The organism is Streptomyces sp. NC-S4 (assembly GCF_054353315.1).
This window is the reverse complement of the sequence record NZ_CM135937.1, coordinates 3,748,383-3,763,592: the sequence shown is the minus strand read 5'-3', so window position 1 is coordinate 3,763,592 and position 15,210 is coordinate 3,748,383. Positions and strand designations below refer to the sequence as shown.

The 15,210-nt window shown below is 72.0% G+C and carries 14 protein-coding genes; 7 read left to right on the top strand and 7 right to left on the bottom strand.

What is annotated here, in order from left to right:
* Positions 1 to 50: 50 nt before the first annotated feature.
* The 3 genes from ACXNSR_RS16485 to cseB all read right to left on the bottom strand — a co-directional run bounded on the left by ACXNSR_RS16485 (position 51) and on the right by cseB (position 2,997).
* Positions 51 to 785, bottom strand: a complete 735-nt coding sequence (locus tag ACXNSR_RS16485) for an ABC transporter ATP-binding protein (RefSeq protein ID WP_458643320.1) — start codon at positions 783 to 785, stop codon at positions 51 to 53.
* Between the two features lie 167 nt (positions 786 to 952).
* Positions 953 to 2,230, bottom strand: coding sequence for a sensor histidine kinase (locus tag ACXNSR_RS16480; protein WP_458642762.1), 1,278 nt, complete (start codon positions 2,228 to 2,230; stop codon positions 953 to 955).
* A 41-nt stretch (positions 2,231 to 2,271) separates the two neighbouring features.
* Positions 2,272 to 2,997, bottom strand: a complete 726-nt coding sequence (gene cseB / locus ACXNSR_RS16475) for a two-component system response regulator CseB (protein ID WP_458642761.1) — start codon at positions 2,995 to 2,997, stop codon at positions 2,272 to 2,274.
* 340 nt (positions 2,998 to 3,337) lie between these two features.
* Here cseB and ACXNSR_RS16470 point away from each other — a divergent pair, with 340 nt between their 5' ends.
* Together ACXNSR_RS16470 and ACXNSR_RS16465 are read left to right on the top strand one after the other, a co-directional pair.
* Positions 3,338 to 4,276 carry a beta-ketoacyl-ACP synthase III gene (locus tag ACXNSR_RS16470; RefSeq protein ID WP_458642760.1) on the top strand — a complete coding sequence of 313 codons (939 nt, stop codon included), beginning with the start codon at positions 3,338 to 3,340 and terminating at the stop codon, positions 4,274 to 4,276.
* A gap of 23 nt (positions 4,277 to 4,299) precedes the next feature.
* Positions 4,300 to 5,049 (top strand): thioesterase II family protein, encoded by a 750-nt coding sequence (locus ACXNSR_RS16465; protein ID WP_458642759.1) that lies wholly within the window; start codon positions 4,300 to 4,302, stop codon positions 5,047 to 5,049.
* A gap of 83 nt (positions 5,050 to 5,132) precedes the next feature.
* Here ACXNSR_RS16465 and ACXNSR_RS16460 read toward each other — a convergent pair whose 3' ends face one another.
* Positions 5,133 to 6,410, bottom strand: coding sequence for a M6 family metalloprotease domain-containing protein (locus tag ACXNSR_RS16460; protein ID WP_458642758.1), 1,278 nt, complete (start codon positions 6,408 to 6,410; stop codon positions 5,133 to 5,135).
* Positions 6,411 to 6,709: 299 nt separating this feature from the next.
* On the opposite strand from ACXNSR_RS16460, the gene ACXNSR_RS16455 reads away from it, so the two are divergent.
* The 3 genes from ACXNSR_RS16455 (at position 6,710) to ACXNSR_RS16445 (ending at position 9,867) form a co-directional block, all read left to right on the top strand.
* Complete coding sequence (locus ACXNSR_RS16455; RefSeq protein ID WP_458642757.1) at positions 6,710 to 7,390, top strand: TetR/AcrR family transcriptional regulator; 681 nt, start codon at positions 6,710 to 6,712, stop codon at positions 7,388 to 7,390.
* 62 nt (positions 7,391 to 7,452) lie between these two features.
* Positions 7,453 to 8,985, top strand: a complete 1,533-nt coding sequence (locus ACXNSR_RS16450) for an MFS transporter (protein ID WP_458642756.1) — start codon at positions 7,453 to 7,455, stop codon at positions 8,983 to 8,985.
* Between the two features lie 120 nt (positions 8,986 to 9,105).
* Positions 9,106 to 9,867, top strand: coding sequence for a dioxygenase family protein (locus tag ACXNSR_RS16445; RefSeq protein ID WP_458643319.1), 762 nt, complete (start codon positions 9,106 to 9,108; stop codon positions 9,865 to 9,867).
* Here the strand turns inward: ACXNSR_RS16445 and ACXNSR_RS16440 are convergent.
* Positions 9,864 to 10,388 (bottom strand): N-acetyltransferase family protein, encoded by a 525-nt coding sequence (locus ACXNSR_RS16440; RefSeq protein ID WP_458642755.1) that lies wholly within the window; start codon positions 10,386 to 10,388, stop codon positions 9,864 to 9,866. The genes ACXNSR_RS16445 and ACXNSR_RS16440 overlap by 4 nt on opposite strands.
* A gap of 204 nt (positions 10,389 to 10,592) precedes the next feature.
* Here ACXNSR_RS16440 and ACXNSR_RS16435 point away from each other — a divergent pair, with 204 nt between their 5' ends.
* Positions 10,593 to 11,570: a sigma-70 family RNA polymerase sigma factor gene (locus tag ACXNSR_RS16435; RefSeq protein WP_458642754.1), complete on the top strand. Its 978-nt coding sequence runs from the start codon at positions 10,593 to 10,595 to the stop codon at positions 11,568 to 11,570.
* A 61-nt stretch (positions 11,571 to 11,631) separates the two neighbouring features.
* On the opposite strand, the gene ACXNSR_RS16430 is transcribed toward ACXNSR_RS16435, so the two are convergent.
* Positions 11,632 to 12,585, bottom strand: coding sequence for a helix-turn-helix transcriptional regulator (locus tag ACXNSR_RS16430; RefSeq protein WP_458642753.1), 954 nt, complete (start codon positions 12,583 to 12,585; stop codon positions 11,632 to 11,634).
* A 62-nt stretch (positions 12,586 to 12,647) separates the two neighbouring features.
* On the opposite strand from ACXNSR_RS16430, the gene ACXNSR_RS16425 reads away from it, so the two are divergent.
* A complete protein-coding gene (locus tag ACXNSR_RS16425; protein ID WP_458642752.1) occupies positions 12,648 to 14,213 on the top strand; it encodes an MFS transporter in 1,566 nt (521 codons plus the stop codon).
* A gap of 112 nt (positions 14,214 to 14,325) precedes the next feature.
* On the opposite strand, the gene ACXNSR_RS16420 is transcribed toward ACXNSR_RS16425, so the two are convergent.
* Entirely contained in the window at positions 14,326 to 15,096 is a 771-nt protein-coding gene (locus ACXNSR_RS16420) for a DUF6227 family protein (RefSeq protein WP_458642751.1), read from the bottom strand.
* Between the last annotated feature and the right edge of the window lie 114 nt (positions 15,097 to 15,210).

Below are 15,210 nucleotides of genomic sequence, written 5' to 3'. Positions count from 1 at the left end.
GGCGGGGGCGGGGGCGGGGCAGGTACGGGGAGGGGAAAGGGGAGGGAGGATCAGCTCGTGCGGGCGCGGGTGTCGAACTGCTTCATCCGGTCCAGCACCCGGTCCGGGGTGGGACGCACCATCTCGTCGACCAGCCGGCCGTCGGCGAGGAAGAGGACGCGGTCCGCGTAGGAGGCGGCGACCGGGTCGTGGGTCACCATGACCACGGTCCGGCCCAGCTCGCGCACGGAGTCGCGCAGGAATCCGAGGACCTCGGCCCCGGCGCGGGAGTCGAGGTTGCCGGTGGGCTCGTCACCGAAGACGATCGCGGGCCGGGTGGCCAGGGCCCGGGCCACCGCGACGCGCTGCTGCTGCCCGCCGGAGAGCTGTCCGGGCCGGTGGTCCAGCCGCTGGGCGAGGCCGACCATGGACACCACGCGGTCCAGCCACTGCCGGTCGGGGCGGCGGCCGGCGATGGACAGCGGCAGGGTGATGTTCTCCAGCGCGGTCAGGGTGGGCAGCAGGTTGAACGCCTGGAAGATGAAGCCGATCCGGTCCCGGCGCAGCTCGGTGAGGTGCCGGTCGTCCAGGCCGCCCAGCTCGGTGGTGCCGATGCGCACGGAGCCGGAGCTGACGGAGTCGAGGCCCGCGGCGCAGTGCATGAGGGTGGATTTGCCGCAGCCGGAGGGGCCCATGATCGCGGTGAACTCGGCCTCCCGGAAGGAGACGCTGACGCGGTCCAGGGCCACCACACGGGTGTCGCCGCTGCCGTAGACCTTCGACAGGTCGGTGGTGGAGGCCGCGATACCGGGCGTCGGGCTGGAGGAGAACGGGTCGGCGGTCACGGGGGACTCCACTTCGGGTGCGGCGGGAAAGGGGTGCACGCCGAAGGGTGTCGGGGGGACGTATCAGGGCCCGGGGCCGCCGTGTATCGGCTTCCGCGCCGTTGTGCGGCAGAGTCGTACGGGGGCGGTCAGCGCGGGAGCCGCAAAGTGGCGACCGCGCCGCCGTCGGGTGCGTTGTCCAGCCGCAGTTCGGCGCCGAGCACCCGGGCCTGGCCCAGGGCGATGGTCAGGCCGAGGCCGTGCCCCGCGCCCCGCTCCGCGGCGCCCGTACGGAACCGGCGCGGGCCGTCGAGCAGCAGGTCGGCGGGGAAGCCGGGGCCGTGGTCGCGGACGACGACGGTCCGGTCCTCGACGGTGACCCGTACCGGGCTGCGTCCGTGCCGGTGGGCGTTGATGACGAGGTTGCCGACGATCCGCTCCAGGCGGCGCGGATCGGTCTCCACGATGTCGCCGGTCTCCCCGGCCGATGCGTCCGATGCGGCCGATCCGTCCGGTGCGTCCGGCGGCTCGGTGACGCAGACCTCCACGTCGAGACCGGTTCGGGCCACCGCCTCGGCGACCACCGAGGCGAGCGGGACCCGGGCGCGGACCGGCGCCTCCGCGCCCGCGTCCAGCCGGGAGATCTCCAGCAGGTCCTCGACCAGGCCGCGCAGGTCCCGTACGCGGGCCCGGAGCAGGTCCTCCGTCTCGCCGGGCGGCAGCAGGTCGGCGGCGGCCAGCAGACCGCCGACCGGGGTGCGCAGTTCGTGGGCCACGTCCGCCGTGAACTGCCGCTCGACGCGCAGCCGTCGGCCGAGGCTGTCGGCCATGAGGTCGACGGTGGCGGCGATGTCGGTCACCTCGTCGCCGCCCCGGGCGTGACCCGGGGCGGTGCCGGTGCGGGCGTCGAGGTCCCCGGCGGAGATCCGGGCGGCGGTCTCGGCGACCCGGCGCAGCCGCCGGGCGACCAGCCCGGCCCCGTAGACCGCCAGGGGCAGCGCAGCGGCGAGCGAGACGAGGGAGGCCACCGCCACGCTCGCGTCGAGGCGGCGCAGGTCGTGGAGTTGCGGGCTCATGTTGATCCGCACGGCCAGCACCGGGCTGCCCGGTCCGCCGACCCGCTGGGCGCCCCAGACGCTCGGCCCGAGGTTCCCCTCGACGCGCCCGTCGTAGGCCACCCGCCGTTCGCCGCCCGCCGGGTGGCGCAGGGCGGTGGGCAGTTCGGCCGGATCGAGCTCGGCGCCGTCCGCCAGGGTTCCGGTGCGCCGGTAGACGTCCATGGCGGAGTACACGGTGTTGGTGGCTTCCATCCCGGCCCGGTCGCGGACGTCCATCGCGGTCCACACGTGGACGAGGACGCCCACCGCCAGGGCGACCAGGCACGCCGTGGCCGCCGCCAGAGCGGCGATCTTCCAGCGCAGGGGCATACGGGCCGGCCGCCACGGCCGGTGCCGGGGGTGCACCGGCCTCAGCGCCTGAGCTTGTAGCCGAAGCCGCGGACCGTCTCGATGCGCTCCCGGCCCAGCTTCTTGCGCAGCCGTTGCACGGCCAGGTCCACGACACGGCTGTCGCCGTCCCAGCCGTACTCCCAGACGTTGCGCAGCAGGGTGTGTCGTTCCAGCACGACGCCCGGGTGGGCGGCGAACTCCAGCAGCAGCTTCAGCTCGGTGGGGGTGAGTGCCACGGGGGTTCCGGAGACGAACACCTCCATCCCGGCGGTGTCGATGGTCAGGTCGCCGAAGGCCAGTACGTCCTGGGGGCCGGCGGCCGCTTCGCCGCCGGGGGCGGGAGCGTAGGAGGCCCTCCGCAGCAGTGAGCGGATGCGGGCCACGAGGACGTAGGTGTCCACGGGCTTGACCACGTAGTCGTCGGCCCCGGCCTCCAGACCGGCGACGACATCGAGGCCGTCGCCGCGGGCGGACATCATCAGCACGGGGACCAGGCTGGTTTCGCGGACCCGGCGGCAGAGCCCGATCCCGTCGAGACCGGGCAGCATCACGTCCAGGATCAGCAGGTCGAAGCCGTCGCCGTCGCGGAAGGACTCCAGCCCGGTCAGTCCGTCGGCCGCGGCCGTGACCCGGTAGCCGTAGCGTTCGAGGGCGACGGTGAAGGACCGGCGCATCAGCTCGTCGTCCTCGACCAGCAGCACGCGGACCGGAGGCAGAGATTCCGGTGCCGGGGCGGGTGAGGGCACGGGCGGGACTCCTGTTCGTACGGGCCGGGCGAAGCGCCGCTCCGGCGCGCATCCGCACGCCGTCGGCGACCCGGAAGGAACGATACGGGAGGCCCCGGGCGCGGCCACGGCCGTCGGGGCCGGGTGGGCGATCCGATCGGCGGTCGAGCGCAAATCGATGCGCGGCGGACGTGCGACGGATGCGCGACGGATACAAAGGGCCGGAATCGGCTTGAACCATGCGTGGCATCGGCGAAAAACGGCCTGTACGCAGGAGCGGGCCGGCCGGGCCGCTGCATAGTCTGACCATCGGTCAATCGGGATCCGAAATCGGGGTCCAGCGGAGCGAGGAGGAACACTGATGGTCGGGTCGCGCGTCCTGTCCTTCGGGCACTATCAGCCGTCGAAAGTCTTGACCAATGCCGATCTCGAGCAGATGGTCGACACCGACGACGAGTGGATCCAGAGCAGGGTCGGGATCCGGACGCGCCGGGTGGCGGCCGAGGACGAGTCCGTCGCGGACCTGGCCACCAAGGCCGCCGAGCACGCACTGGCCAACGCCGGACTCACCGGCGGCGACATCGACTTCGTCATCGTGGCCACCTGCACGGCGCTCGACCGCTCGCCCAACACGGCGGCCCGGGTGGCCGCCGCGGTCGGGGCGCAGGCTCCCGCGGCCATCGACGTGAACACGGCCTGTTCCGGGTTCCCGCACGCCATGGCGCTGGCCGACCAGAGCATACGGACGGGTTCCGCCACGAAGGCCCTGGTCATAGGCGTGGAGAAGCTCACCGACTTCGTCGACTGGACCGACCGCACCACCTGCGTGCTCGTCGGCGACGGTGCGGGCGCGGCGGTCGTCGTGGCCTCCGAGGAGCCGGAGATCAGCCCGGTCGTGTGGGGTTCCGCACCCGAGATGGGCCGGGCCGTACGCATCGAGGCGCCCTCCAACACCTTCGCCCAGGAAGGGCAGTCGGTCTACCGCTGGGCCACCACGACGCTCCCGGAGGTCGCCCTCCAGGTCTGCGAGCGGGCGGGCGTGAAGCCCGAGGAACTGGGCGGGGTCGTCCTGCACCAGGCCAACCTGCGGATCATCGAGCCCCTGGCGCGCAAGATCGGCGCCGTCAACGCCGTCATCGCCAAGGACGTCGTCGAGTCGGGCAACACCTCCGCCGCGAGCATTCCGCTGGCGCTGTCCAAGCTCATCGAGCGGGGCGAGATCCGCAAGGGCTCGCCCGTACTGCTCTTCGCGTTCGGCGGGGGCCTGTCCTACGCCGGCCAGATCATCAACTGCCCGTGACGGGCTCGGGGGGATCGACGGCGATGACGTCCTCGCGCGTGCCGTGGTGGCCGCTGATGCGGCTGCGGGAGCCGGTGACCACGCCCCGGGTGCGGCTGCTGGTGTTCCCGCACTCCGGTGCCGGCCCCAACACCCTGTTCCCCCTGGTCGAGCCGCTGCCCGACCACGTGGAAGTGCTCGGGCTCTCGCTGCCCGGGCGGGAACGCCGGTTCGGCGAGCCGCCCGGCTGCCGGCTCGACCAGGTCCTGGACTCCGTCTCCGACGAGGTGCTCGGCCGTGACCCGCTGCCCACGGTGGTCTTCGGGCACAGCCTGGGCGCGCTCCTGGCCGCCCGCGCCGCGCACCTGCTCGGCCCGCACTGCCGGGCGGCCGTCGTCAGCGGGCAGGTTCCCGGCCGGACCCCGCGCCGGGCCCACGCCACCGCCACCGAGGAGGACGCGGTCCGGCTGCTGCGGGACGGCGGGGGCACCCCGGAGTGGGTGCTGCACGATCCGGACATGCTGGCGCACGTGACGCGCGTACTGCGGGCGGACATCGAGCTCAGCCGGGAGGCCGCGGCGGGGTTCGACGACGTACGGCTCGACGTGCCCCTGCACGTGCTGGGAGGCACGGCGGACCCCCTGGTCCCGCACGAGCCGCTGGACGGCTGGGCCGCCCACACGACCGGGGCGTGCGAGGTGCTCCGGTTCGACGGCGACCACTTCTTCCTGCTGGCCGACGCGCACCGCCCCACGGTCGTGGACGTGCTGCGCCGGGCGCTCACGCAAGGCTGACAGGGGTCCCGGGGCCGCCGTCACGCGCCGCGTGAGTGCGACCCCGGGACGGTCCCCGGGACCCGTCCCCGGCCTGCGGGCGGTCACGGCCGGATGATGCGGACCTGGTAGCTGCCGTTGCGCAGTTCACCCACCACGGAGACGCTGATGCCCGCCTTCTCGTCGGTGAAGGTCTCGCCCGGCCGGAAGGGCGCGTCCGAGAGCTCCGCGTGCACGTTGGGCCGCCGGGTGCAGCCGCCGCTCGTGGTCGCGCTGTCCGACACGGTGATCGGGCCGTGCCCGGTGTCCACGTCGGAGTCCACCTTGTAGATGAGGACGCCCGGTTTGCAGACGGCCTCGTCGTTCCCGGCCAGGGTCCGCACCTCCACCGCGTACCCGGAGCTCTCCGACAGCGGGACGAAGGCCAGCTTGGTGCCGCCCCGGATGCCCAGCGGGGACAGGGTGTGGTCGCTGGTGCCCGACTTGGCCGCGCAGCTGATCTGCTTGCTGTCCAGCCAGCCGAGCTTCCACTTGTGCCAGCCCATCAGGTCGTTGTTGGCACCCCAGTCCTCGCTCATGATGTCCCAGTGCCCGACCGTGTTCCCGCCGTCCGAGGTGTAGAGGTCGGGCAGCCCGAAGACGTGCCCGTTCTCGTGCGGGAGCACCCGGTAGCCGGTCTCCTGGTAGGTGCCGGAGCCGTCGTCCTGCCGGCTGTAGACGAAGGACGTGTTGGCCAGCGGCACCCCGTCGGCGACCGGGGCCTCGCCGTTGCCCGAGAAGGTCACCGACAGGACGGTGTCCAGGGCGGACGGCCCGGCGTTCGGCGTGACCAGGATGTTGATCAGGTCGTACCGGGCGAAGTCCACCTCGGGGTCGGCGGCCTTCGCTATGTGCTCGACGAGCTGCCGGTAGCCCGGCTCGTACGCGGAACCGCGCTCGATCCCGTACGCCGCGAAGGGCATCGGCATCCGCAGCCAGCCCTTTATCGGCGCCTCGGCCCGGTAGACCAGCCGGCCGTAGGAACTGGTGCGGAACCATTCGGCCGTCTGGGGGAAGAACTCCGCCATCCGGTCCGCCGCCGTGCCCTCGCCCTTGGCGTCAGGGAAGTCGATCATCAGGTTCAGGGCCCGGATCTCGCCGGTCGAGCGCGAGTACCCGGGCGGGGTCGGCAGGCCCTCGGACATCTGCACCCCCATGGTCCCCGCGATCCGGCAGGGCGCGAGAGCCGATTCGGCGGTCGTGGCCACCGCTCCGGCCGCCGAGTTGCCGCGGCTGGATATGCCCGTGCTGGCCGTCGCCGTGACGCCGAGGGCCAGCGCGGTCAGGCCGATGTACGCGCTGGTGCGGCGTGGTCTGCGTATCCGGTGGCGGGTCTGCGGCATGTAGATCGCCTTCGGGTCCGCGGCAGCCGGCCCTGCCCGGTCTGCGCTCTGTTCGATCACCCTCCGCCGGGCGCGGCGCGCCCGCGCGTCGGGAGAGGCCGAACGTGGACACGCCGGTGATCCACGTCACACGGTGGGGTGAAATAACCGGGGACCCGATCCCCGTTTGCATGGGAGTCCCGCTAAGCGGGGAGCGGCTCCCCGCTTAGGGTGGGGCGGTCGTACAGCCCGCACCACGAGTCGCCACGAGTCGCCACGAGTCGACGAGTCCACGAGATCCGCGCCAGGGAGGCCCCGGAATGAAGAGCTCCACCAGCACCGCCCCGGCGGCCGTGCCCGCCCCGGCGTCCGCGACCGGCGCCCCGCGGCCGCGCGCCGACGCCGTGCGCAACCGCGAGCGGATCCTCACGGCGGCCCGCGAGCTCTTCGTCGAATCCGGCTCCACGGCCCCCTTCGACGAGGTCGCCCGCCGGGCCGGCGTCGGCAACGCCACGCTCTACCGGCACTTCCCCGACCGCTCCACCCTCGTCCACCACGTCGTCCTCTTCACGATGGGCCGGGTGACGGCCTCGGCCGAGGCCTCCCTCGCCGAGGAGCCCGACGCGTTCGCCGCCCTGTGCCGGTTCACGCACGCGGCCGCCGACGAGCGGATCGGCGCCCTGTGCCCGATGCTCGGCGACGGCTTCGACGGCGAACACCCCGAACTCATGGCGGCCCAGACCGCGTTGGCCGATGCCGTGGTCACCCTGCTGACCGCGGGCCAGGACGCCGGGCTGGTCCGCACGGACATCGGCATCGGCGACCTGATGGTCGCCCTGTCCCAGCTCAGCCGCCCCCTCCCCGGTGTCGCGTGCCTCGACACCGACCGCTTCGCCCATCGCCATCTCCAGCTCTTCCTCGACGGGTTGCGGGCCCCGGCCCGCTCCGAACTCCCGGGTTCGGCGGCGACCCTGGACGACCTGCGGCAGAAAACCATGTGACACGCACAAAGCCAAAGAAATAGTCTTTTTCAGTCATTCCGCACAGTGAAGTGGGTACCCCCATGTCGAAAACAGCCGCGAGCCTCGCGCCGGCTGCCGATCCCAGCCGCTGGAAGGCGCTCGTCTTCATAGCCCTGGCCCAGCTGATGGTCGTCCTCGACGCGACCATCGTGAACATCGCCCTCCCGTCCGCCCAGACGGACCTCGGCATCTCGGACGGCAACCGCCAGTGGGTCATCACCGCGTACGCCCTGGCCTTCGGCGGACTGCTCCTCTTCGGCGGCCGCATCGCCGACAAGTGGGGCCGTAAGAACGCCTTCGTCGTCGGCCTCATCGGCTTCGCCCTGGCCTCCGCGCTCGGCGGCGCCGCGAACGGCGAGGCCATGATGCTCGGCGCCCGCGCCCTCCAGGGTGCCTTCGGCGCACTGCTCGCACCGGCGGCCCTGTCGCTGCTCGCCGTCATGTTCACCGACGCCAAGGAGCGCGCCAAGGCCTTCGGCATCTACGGGGCCATCGCGGGCGGCGGCGGCGCCGTCGGCCTGATCCTCGGCGGCTTCCTGACCGAGTACCTCAACTGGCGCTGGACCTTCTTCGTCAACATCCCGTTCGCGATCGTCGCGGCCGTGGGCGCCTGGATGGTCATCCGTGAGCCCGCCGGCTCCCGCAACCGCGCGCCGCTCGACATCCCGGGCGTGGTCCTGTCCACCCTCGGTCTCGTCGCGCTCGTGTACGGCTTCACCCGTGCCGAGTCCGCCGGCTGGTCGGACGCCCTGACGGTCTCCATGTTCGTCGCCTCGGTGCTGCTGCTGGCCGCCTTCGTCCTCGTCGAGTCGAAGGTGAAGTCCCCGCTGCTGCCGCTGCGCGTCCTGCTGGAGCGCAACCGCGGCGGCGTCTACCTCTCGCTCGGCCTCGCGGTCATCTCGATGTTCGGCCTGTTCCTCTTCCTCACCTACTACCTGCAGGTCGTGAAGGGCTTCTCGCCCGTCAAGACCGGCTTCGCCTTCCTGCCGATGATCGCGGGCATGATCACGGGCTCCACCCAGATCGGCGCCCGCCTGATGACCCGCGTCCCGCCGCGCCTGCTGATGGGCCCCGGCTTCCTGGTCGCCGGTCTCGGCATGCTGCTGCTGACCCAGCTGGAGGTCGGGTCCTCGTACCCGGCGCTCATCCTGCCGGCGCAGCTGCTGCTCGGCCTCGGCATGGGTACGGCGTTCATGCCGGCGATGTCCCTGGCCACGCACGGGGTGAACCCGGCCGACGCCGGTGTCGCCTCCGCCATGGTGAACACCTCGCAGCAGGTCGGCGGCGCCATCGGCACCGCGCTGCTGAACACCATCGCCGCCTCCGCGACCACCGCCTACCTGACCGACCACGCGGCCGAGGCCGCGGCGGGCGGCCCGGCGGCACAGCTGGTCCAGGCGCAGGCCATGGTCGAGGGCTACTCGTCCGCCATCTGGTGGGCGGTCGGCATCCTGGTCGCCAGCTCGGTCATCGCGCTGACGCTGATCAACACCGGCCGTCCCGGTGCCGGCGGCCCGGTGGCCTCCGGTTCCGGCGAGGAGGCCGAGCTCAAGATGCCGGTGATCGCCCACTGACCGGGGTCGAGGGCCTCCCGGAATGACTGACGACCCCGTCTCGTTCAAATTTGAACGAGACGGGGTTAGTCTGTTTCCGTACGCATTTCAACTACACGGAGGAGCGTCGTCGTGACCCGCATACCGGCCCTGTACCTGAGCCACGGCGCACCCCCGCTGGCCGACGACCCGATCTGGCCCGGCGAGCTCGCCGCCTGGTCCGCCGGCCTGCCGCGCCCCCGGGCGATCCTGATGGTCTCCGCCCACTGGGAGGAGGCCCCGCTCGCCCTCGGCGCCACCGAGCGCGTCCCGCTCGTGTACGACTTCTGGGGCTTCCCGGAGCACTACTACCGGGTCCGCTACGACGCCCCCGGCGCCCCGGAGCTGGCCGCCTCGGTCCGCAAACTGCTGCGGGCCCCCGGCACCCCGGTCCAGGACATCCCCGACCGCGGCCTGGACCACGGGGCGTACGTCCCCCTGGTGGAGATGTACCCGGAGGCCGACGTCCCGGTCCTCCAGATCTCCCTGCCCACGCTGGACCCGGCAGCCCTGATGGACATCGGCCGCAAGCTGGCCCCGCTGCGCGACGAGGGCGTGCTGATCGTGGGCAGCGGCTTCTTCACCCACAACCTGGCGGCGCTGCGCCACACGGGCCCGGGCGTGCCCGCCTGGTCGGCGGAGTTCGACGCCTGGGGCCGCGAGGCCCTGGCCGCGTCCGACGTGGACGCCCTGCTGGACTTCGAGCACAAGTCCCCGGCGGGCCGCCTGGCCCACCCCCGCACGGAGCACTTCGCCCCGCTCTTCGTCACCCTCGGCGCGGCCGAATCCGACCTGACCTCCGCCCGCACCCCGGTGGACGGCTTCTGGATGGGCCTCTCGAAGCGCTCCCTCCAGTTCGGCTAGGACGGGCGGTCCAGCCGCTTCTCGTACCAGCGGACGTCCCAGTACCGGCCGAACTTCCAGCCCGCCTCGGTGAACTCTCCGATCCGGCGGAAGCCGAAGCGCTCGTGGAGCCGCACCGAGGCCTCGTTCGGCAGGGCTATCCCGGCGAACACGCGGTGCACGGGCTCCTCGGCCAGGGCTGCGAAGAGCGCCTCGTAGAGGAGGGTGCCGATACCCCGGCCCACCGCGTGCGGGGCGAGGTAGACGCTCGCCTCCACCGATGAGGCGTAGGCCGGTTTGGGACGGAATGCGCTGGTCGTGGCGTATCCGGCCATTCGATCGCCTGTCCAGGCAACCAGAAGCCGGTGCGGCCCGTCTTCAGGGTGGGAGTGCAGCCACGGGCGGCGCTGTTCCGGAGTGAAGACGGCCGTGTCGAACGTGACGGCAGTCTCACGGACGTAGTGGTTGTAAAGGTCCGTGAGGTGAGCCAGGTCGGCCTCCGTGCCGGGCCTGACCTGTGCCTCTTCCAGATCTTGCGTCATTCGCTCCCCTCCCGTGGCGGGGCAGGATACTGCAAGATCTCAAAAAATAGGGAGCAGCGTGGGAATTCTGTCCCGATTCCAGTCGTTGTTTCCTTCGGAAGCGGGCACTCGGAAGAGTGTCCGTGACGCACCGGACCGGTTTGCAGCCGTCCCGGCGGCGTCCATCAGCCGCACCGCGACCGAACACTTCGCAAGGGAGCACGCATGGCAACCCGCGCCGTCGCCCGTCGTCAGTCCACGAGCAGCGCCCGCGCCGTGGGCGGGGAGATCGCAGACCGCGACCTGGTCGGCATGTACCTGGACGAGATCGCGCGCACCCCGCTGCTCGACGCCGCCAAGGAAGTGGAGCTCTCCCAGATCATCGAGGCGGGCGTGTACGCCCAGCAGATCCTCGACGGTGAGACGGAGCACGACGGGGACACCCCGACCCGCGAGGAGCTGGAGGCGCTGGCCGCCGAGGGCGAGCGGGCCAAGGAAGTCTTCATCCGCTCGAACCTCCGTCTCGTCGTCGCCGTGGCCCGGCGCTATCCGCGCAGCGGCCTGCCCCTCCTCGACCTGATCCAGGAGGGCAACGCGGGCCTGGTCCGCGCCGTCGAGAAGTTCGACTACACCAAGGGCTTCAAGTTCTCCACGTACGCCACGTGGTGGATCCGGCAGGCGATCACCCGGTCCATCGCGGACCAGTCCCGCACCATCCGCCTCCCCGTCCACCTGGTCGAGGAGCTCGGCCGGATCCGCCGGGTCCAGCGGGAGTTCAACCGCGAGAACGGCCGCGACCCGGAGCACGCCGAGATCGCCGCCGAGCTGGACTCGACGGAGAAGCGCGTGGGCGACGTACTGGACTGGGCGCGCGACCCGGTCAGTCTCAACATGGCGGTCGACGACGACGGCGACACCCAGTTCGGTGACCTCCTGGAGGACACCTCGGCGATCTCGCCCGAGCAGTCGGTGCTCTCCCTGCTGCGCAGCGAGGAGCTGGAGGACCTGCTGGGCAAGCTCGACCAGCGCACGGCGTCGATCATCAAGATGCGGTACGGCATCGACGACGGCCGCGAGCGGACGCTGACGGAGGTCGGCAAGCAGCACGGCCTGACCCGTGAGCGGATCCGCCAGATCGAGAAGCACGCGCTGCTGGAGCTGAAGCGCATGGCGCGCGACACCGGCTTCGACGCCGTGGCCTAGAGCGGCCGCCGCCCCCCATACGAGCCCCGGTGCCTATCCCCCCCAGGCGCCGGGGCTCCCGCTACGGCGCGGCGGCGCCGGACAGCCGCGCGGCCAGCGCCCCCGCGGCCTCCCGCAGCTGCGCCGGCTCCCGAACGGTGAACGCCAGCCCCGTCAGGGCGAGCCGCACCGCCGTCCACTCCGGCGCGTCCGCGCTCTCGAAGCACACCCGGGTCCCGCCGTCCGCCCCCGGCAGGGCCACGGCCCGCAGCCAGGCCGGCAGCTCCGCCGGTTCGGCCGCGAAGTCGGCCTCCACCCGGTACGGCTGCTTCTCCCCGCCCCGCAGCCCCCGCCGGACGAGCTCCTCGGCCTCCATCGGCAGGTCCCGCCGCGCGAACCGGGCCCCCGTCGCAAAGGCCTCGTCGACCCGGTCCACCCGGAAGGTCCGCCAGTCCTCCCGGTCCAGGTCGTAGGCGACCAGGTACCACCGGCTCCCGGTGCTCACCAGCCGGTACGGCTCCACCAGCCGCCGCGTCTCGGCCCCGTTCCCCGCCCGGTAGGCGAAGCGGAGCCGCTCCGGCCCCGCCACCGCCGACGCCATCGTGGTCAGCGTCCGCGGGTCCACGCTCGCCCCGTCGCCCCGGGACAGCGCGATCGTGGCCGACTGGAGTGCGCCCACCCGGTGCCGCAGCCGTGAGGGCAGGACCTGCTCCAGCTTCGCGAGGGCCCGTACGGAAGCCTCCTCGACCCCCTCGATCGCATGCCCTGCCCCGGCCCGCAGCCCCACCGCGATCGCCACGGCCTCCTCGTCGTCCAGCAGCAGCGGGGGCATCGCCGCCCCCGCCACCAGCCGGTATCCGCCCTCGGCGCCCAGGGTCGCCTCCACCGGATAGCCGAGGTCCCGCAGCCGTCCGATGTCGCGCCGGATGGTCCGCGCGCTCACCCGCAGCCGCTGGGCCAGCTCGCTGCCGGGCCATTCCCGCGGGGTCTGGAGGAGGGACAACAGGGAGAGCAGCCGTGCGGGTGTGTCGGTCATGAATCCAGGCTGCCAGCGAAATAGGACACAGACTGACCTAGACGCCGTCTAAGTTTCTCCTCATGAGCACCGAGACGTCCAAGACAGCGCCCGCAAGAGAGAGCGGGCCCGTACGAGAAGAGCGGAACGACGTAGCGCACGACGTACCCAGCTCGCCCGCTGACCGCCGCCGCTGGCTGGCGCTCGCCATCGTGATGACCGCGGCCTTCATGGACCTGGTCGACGTCACGATCGTCAACATAGCCATCCGCACCATGCGCGAGGACTTCGGCGCCTCCACCAGCGCGATCCAGTGGATCACCGCGGGCTATGCCCTCGCCTTCGCCGCGGGCCTGATCACCGGCGGCCGTCTCGGTGACATCTACGGCCGCAAGCGCGTCTTCCTCATCGGCATCGCCGGGTTCACCGCGGCCTCGTTGCTCTGCGGCATCGCCGCCAACCCGGACATCCTCGTCGTGGCCCGCCTCCTGCAGGGCGGTATGGCCGCCCTGATGGTGCCGCAGGTCCTGGCGATCATCCACGTGACCTTCCCGCCGCAGGAGCGCGGCAAGGTCTTCGGCATGTTCGGCGCGATCGTCGGCCTCGCCGCCGTCTCGGGCCCGCTGCTCGGCGCGCTGCTCATCGAGTGGGACCTCTTCGGTCTCGGCTGGCGTCCGATCTTCCTGATCAACCTGCCCGTCGGCATCATGGGCGTGATCCTGGGCCGCAAGTTCATCGCCGAGTCCAAGGCCCCCAAGGCGCTGCGCCTGGACCTGGTCGGCGTCGTCCTCGCCACCCTCGCCATGATCCTGCTGATCTTCCCGCTCACCCACGGCCACGAGAACGACTGGCCGCTGTGGGGCTTCGTCTGCATGGGCGCGGCGCCCTTCGTCTTCGCCGCCTTCATCGCGTACGAGAAGCACAAGATCAAGAAGGATGGGTCCCCGCTCGTCGAGCTCTCCCTCTTCAAGGTCAAGAGCTTCGCGGGCGGTATCGCCGTCCAGCTGATCTTCGGCATCGCCACCGGCATCTTCTTCCTGGTCTGGACGATGTACATGCAGATGGGTCTCGGCTGGAGCGTGCTGCGCGCGGGTCTCACCGGCATCCCGTTCTCCATCGCGGTCTCGGTCGCCGCCGGCCTCTCGGTCGAGAAGCTCGTCCCCCGCTTCGGCCGCAAGGTGCTCCAGGCCGGTGCACTGGTGATGGCCGCCGGTCTGCTCCTCTACATCTGGGAGTCGCAGCACTACGGCATGGAGATCGCCTCCTGGCAGATGGCCGCCCCGCTGATCGTCATGGGCGCCGGCATGGGCCTGATCGTGGCCCCGCTGAACGACACCGTGCTCTCCCAGGTCCCCCGCGAGCACGCCGGCTCCGCCTCGGGCCTGATCAACACCACCGGCCAGATGGGCAACGCGCTGGGTCTCGCCCTGACCTCCGTCGTCTTCTTCGGGCTGATCGACGACGACATGATCTTCGGCCCGCCCTACGTGGAGGCCTTCCGCGGCGCGCTCTGGTGGGTCGTGGCCGTACTCGTCGTGATCTTCGCGCTGATGTTCGTCCTGCCGCGCAGGGCGCTCCCGATGGAGGAGCGCGAGGGGGCCGCCGAGCACGCCGGCCGCACCGCGGAGAAGGTCCCGGCCGCTGGCTGAGCCGGGCCGCACGCGTCACCGAACGGACATGTCCGCCTTCCCGGGCGGGCACGTCCGTTCTCTTCTTTCCCCTCCGCCGGGCAGCGCCGTGCCCACCCCGGCCCGGGCCGGATCACCGTACGCGGGCGCGCAGTTCCATCGCTCCGCGCGCGGCCGCCTCGCTCTCGTACACCTCGCACATGTGCCGCCCGTCGGGCGTCGCCGTGTGCTCGACCTCCCACAGGCTGACCTCGGTCCCGTCCAGCAGGACGAAGGCGTGCTCGTACAGGCTGAAACCCGCGCCCCGCCCGTCCGCGAGGCACTGCCGCGTGCCGAACGCCTGCGTGATCTGGTGCGCGTACGCCGAGCGCAGCAGGGCCGTCACCCGCTCGCCCGGCCGGTCGGCGTTCTCCGCGCGGCGCAGCACCCGCCGGGCGTGGTCGGCGGAGTCCTCCACCGCGTACTCCCGGTGCCGCCGGACCGGGGCCGGAGCCGCGTACAGCGCGCTCAGCAGCGCCGCGCCGTTCTCCGGCTCGTCCTCGCCCGGCACCAGCACCGGATCCGGGGACGCCCCGGCCGAAGCCTCGCCGAACAGCCGGGTCACGGCCAGGCAGGTCTCCGCCTTGCTCGCGAAGACCTCGTGCCGGACGGTGCGGTCGCCCTCCAGCCGGTAGGCCAGCTCCCACAGCGAGACCGAACCGCCGTCGGACAGCAGATAGGTGTGCCGGTGGGTCTCCCGCCAGACGCCCGCCTCCGGGCTGTGGTGGGTGGTGTGGAGCGACGAGCTGTGGGCGAGCGCCGAGCCGAGGCGCTCGACCAGCCTGTCCGGCAGGTCGAAGGAGTTGAGGGCGCGGCCGAGGAGTCGTTCGAGGTGCGCCTCGGTTGTCTCGTACGGATCGCTCAAGGTGGGTCTCCAGGCCGTCGCAGCTTGTCACTTCATGGAAGCTCAACGTAACCCCTGGCTCTGACATCACGTCCGGGGTTCGGTAAAACGTCCGGGAAGCATCGGAGGTTCCCG

What these genes read in the sequence shown, in the direction of transcription:
- ACXNSR_RS16480 (WP_458642762.1), bottom strand. Translation starts at nt 2,230, where the DNA reads ATGCCCCTGCGCTGGAAGATCGCCGCTCTGGCGGCGGCCACGGCGTGC.
- ACXNSR_RS16470 (WP_458642760.1), top strand. Translation starts at nt 3,338, where the DNA reads ATGGTCGGGTCGCGCGTCCTGTCCTTCGGGCACTATCAGCCGTCGAAA.
- ACXNSR_RS16465 (WP_458642759.1), top strand. Translation starts at nt 4,300, where the DNA reads ATGACGTCCTCGCGCGTGCCGTGGTGGCCGCTGATGCGGCTGCGGGAG.
- ACXNSR_RS16460 (WP_458642758.1), bottom strand. Translation starts at nt 6,410, where the DNA reads ATGCCGCAGACCCGCCACCGGATACGCAGACCACGCCGCACCAGCGCG.
- ACXNSR_RS16455 (WP_458642757.1), top strand. Translation starts at nt 6,710, where the DNA reads ATGAAGAGCTCCACCAGCACCGCCCCGGCGGCCGTGCCCGCCCCGGCG.
- ACXNSR_RS16450 (WP_458642756.1), top strand. Translation starts at nt 7,453, where the DNA reads ATGTCGAAAACAGCCGCGAGCCTCGCGCCGGCTGCCGATCCCAGCCGC.
- ACXNSR_RS16440 (WP_458642755.1), bottom strand. Translation starts at nt 10,388, where the DNA reads ATGACGCAAGATCTGGAAGAGGCACAGGTCAGGCCCGGCACGGAGGCC.
- ACXNSR_RS16435 (WP_458642754.1), top strand. Translation starts at nt 10,593, where the DNA reads ATGGCAACCCGCGCCGTCGCCCGTCGTCAGTCCACGAGCAGCGCCCGC.
- ACXNSR_RS16430 (WP_458642753.1), bottom strand. Translation starts at nt 12,585, where the DNA reads ATGACCGACACACCCGCACGGCTGCTCTCCCTGTTGTCCCTCCTCCAG.
- ACXNSR_RS16425 (WP_458642752.1), top strand. Translation starts at nt 12,648, where the DNA reads ATGAGCACCGAGACGTCCAAGACAGCGCCCGCAAGAGAGAGCGGGCCC.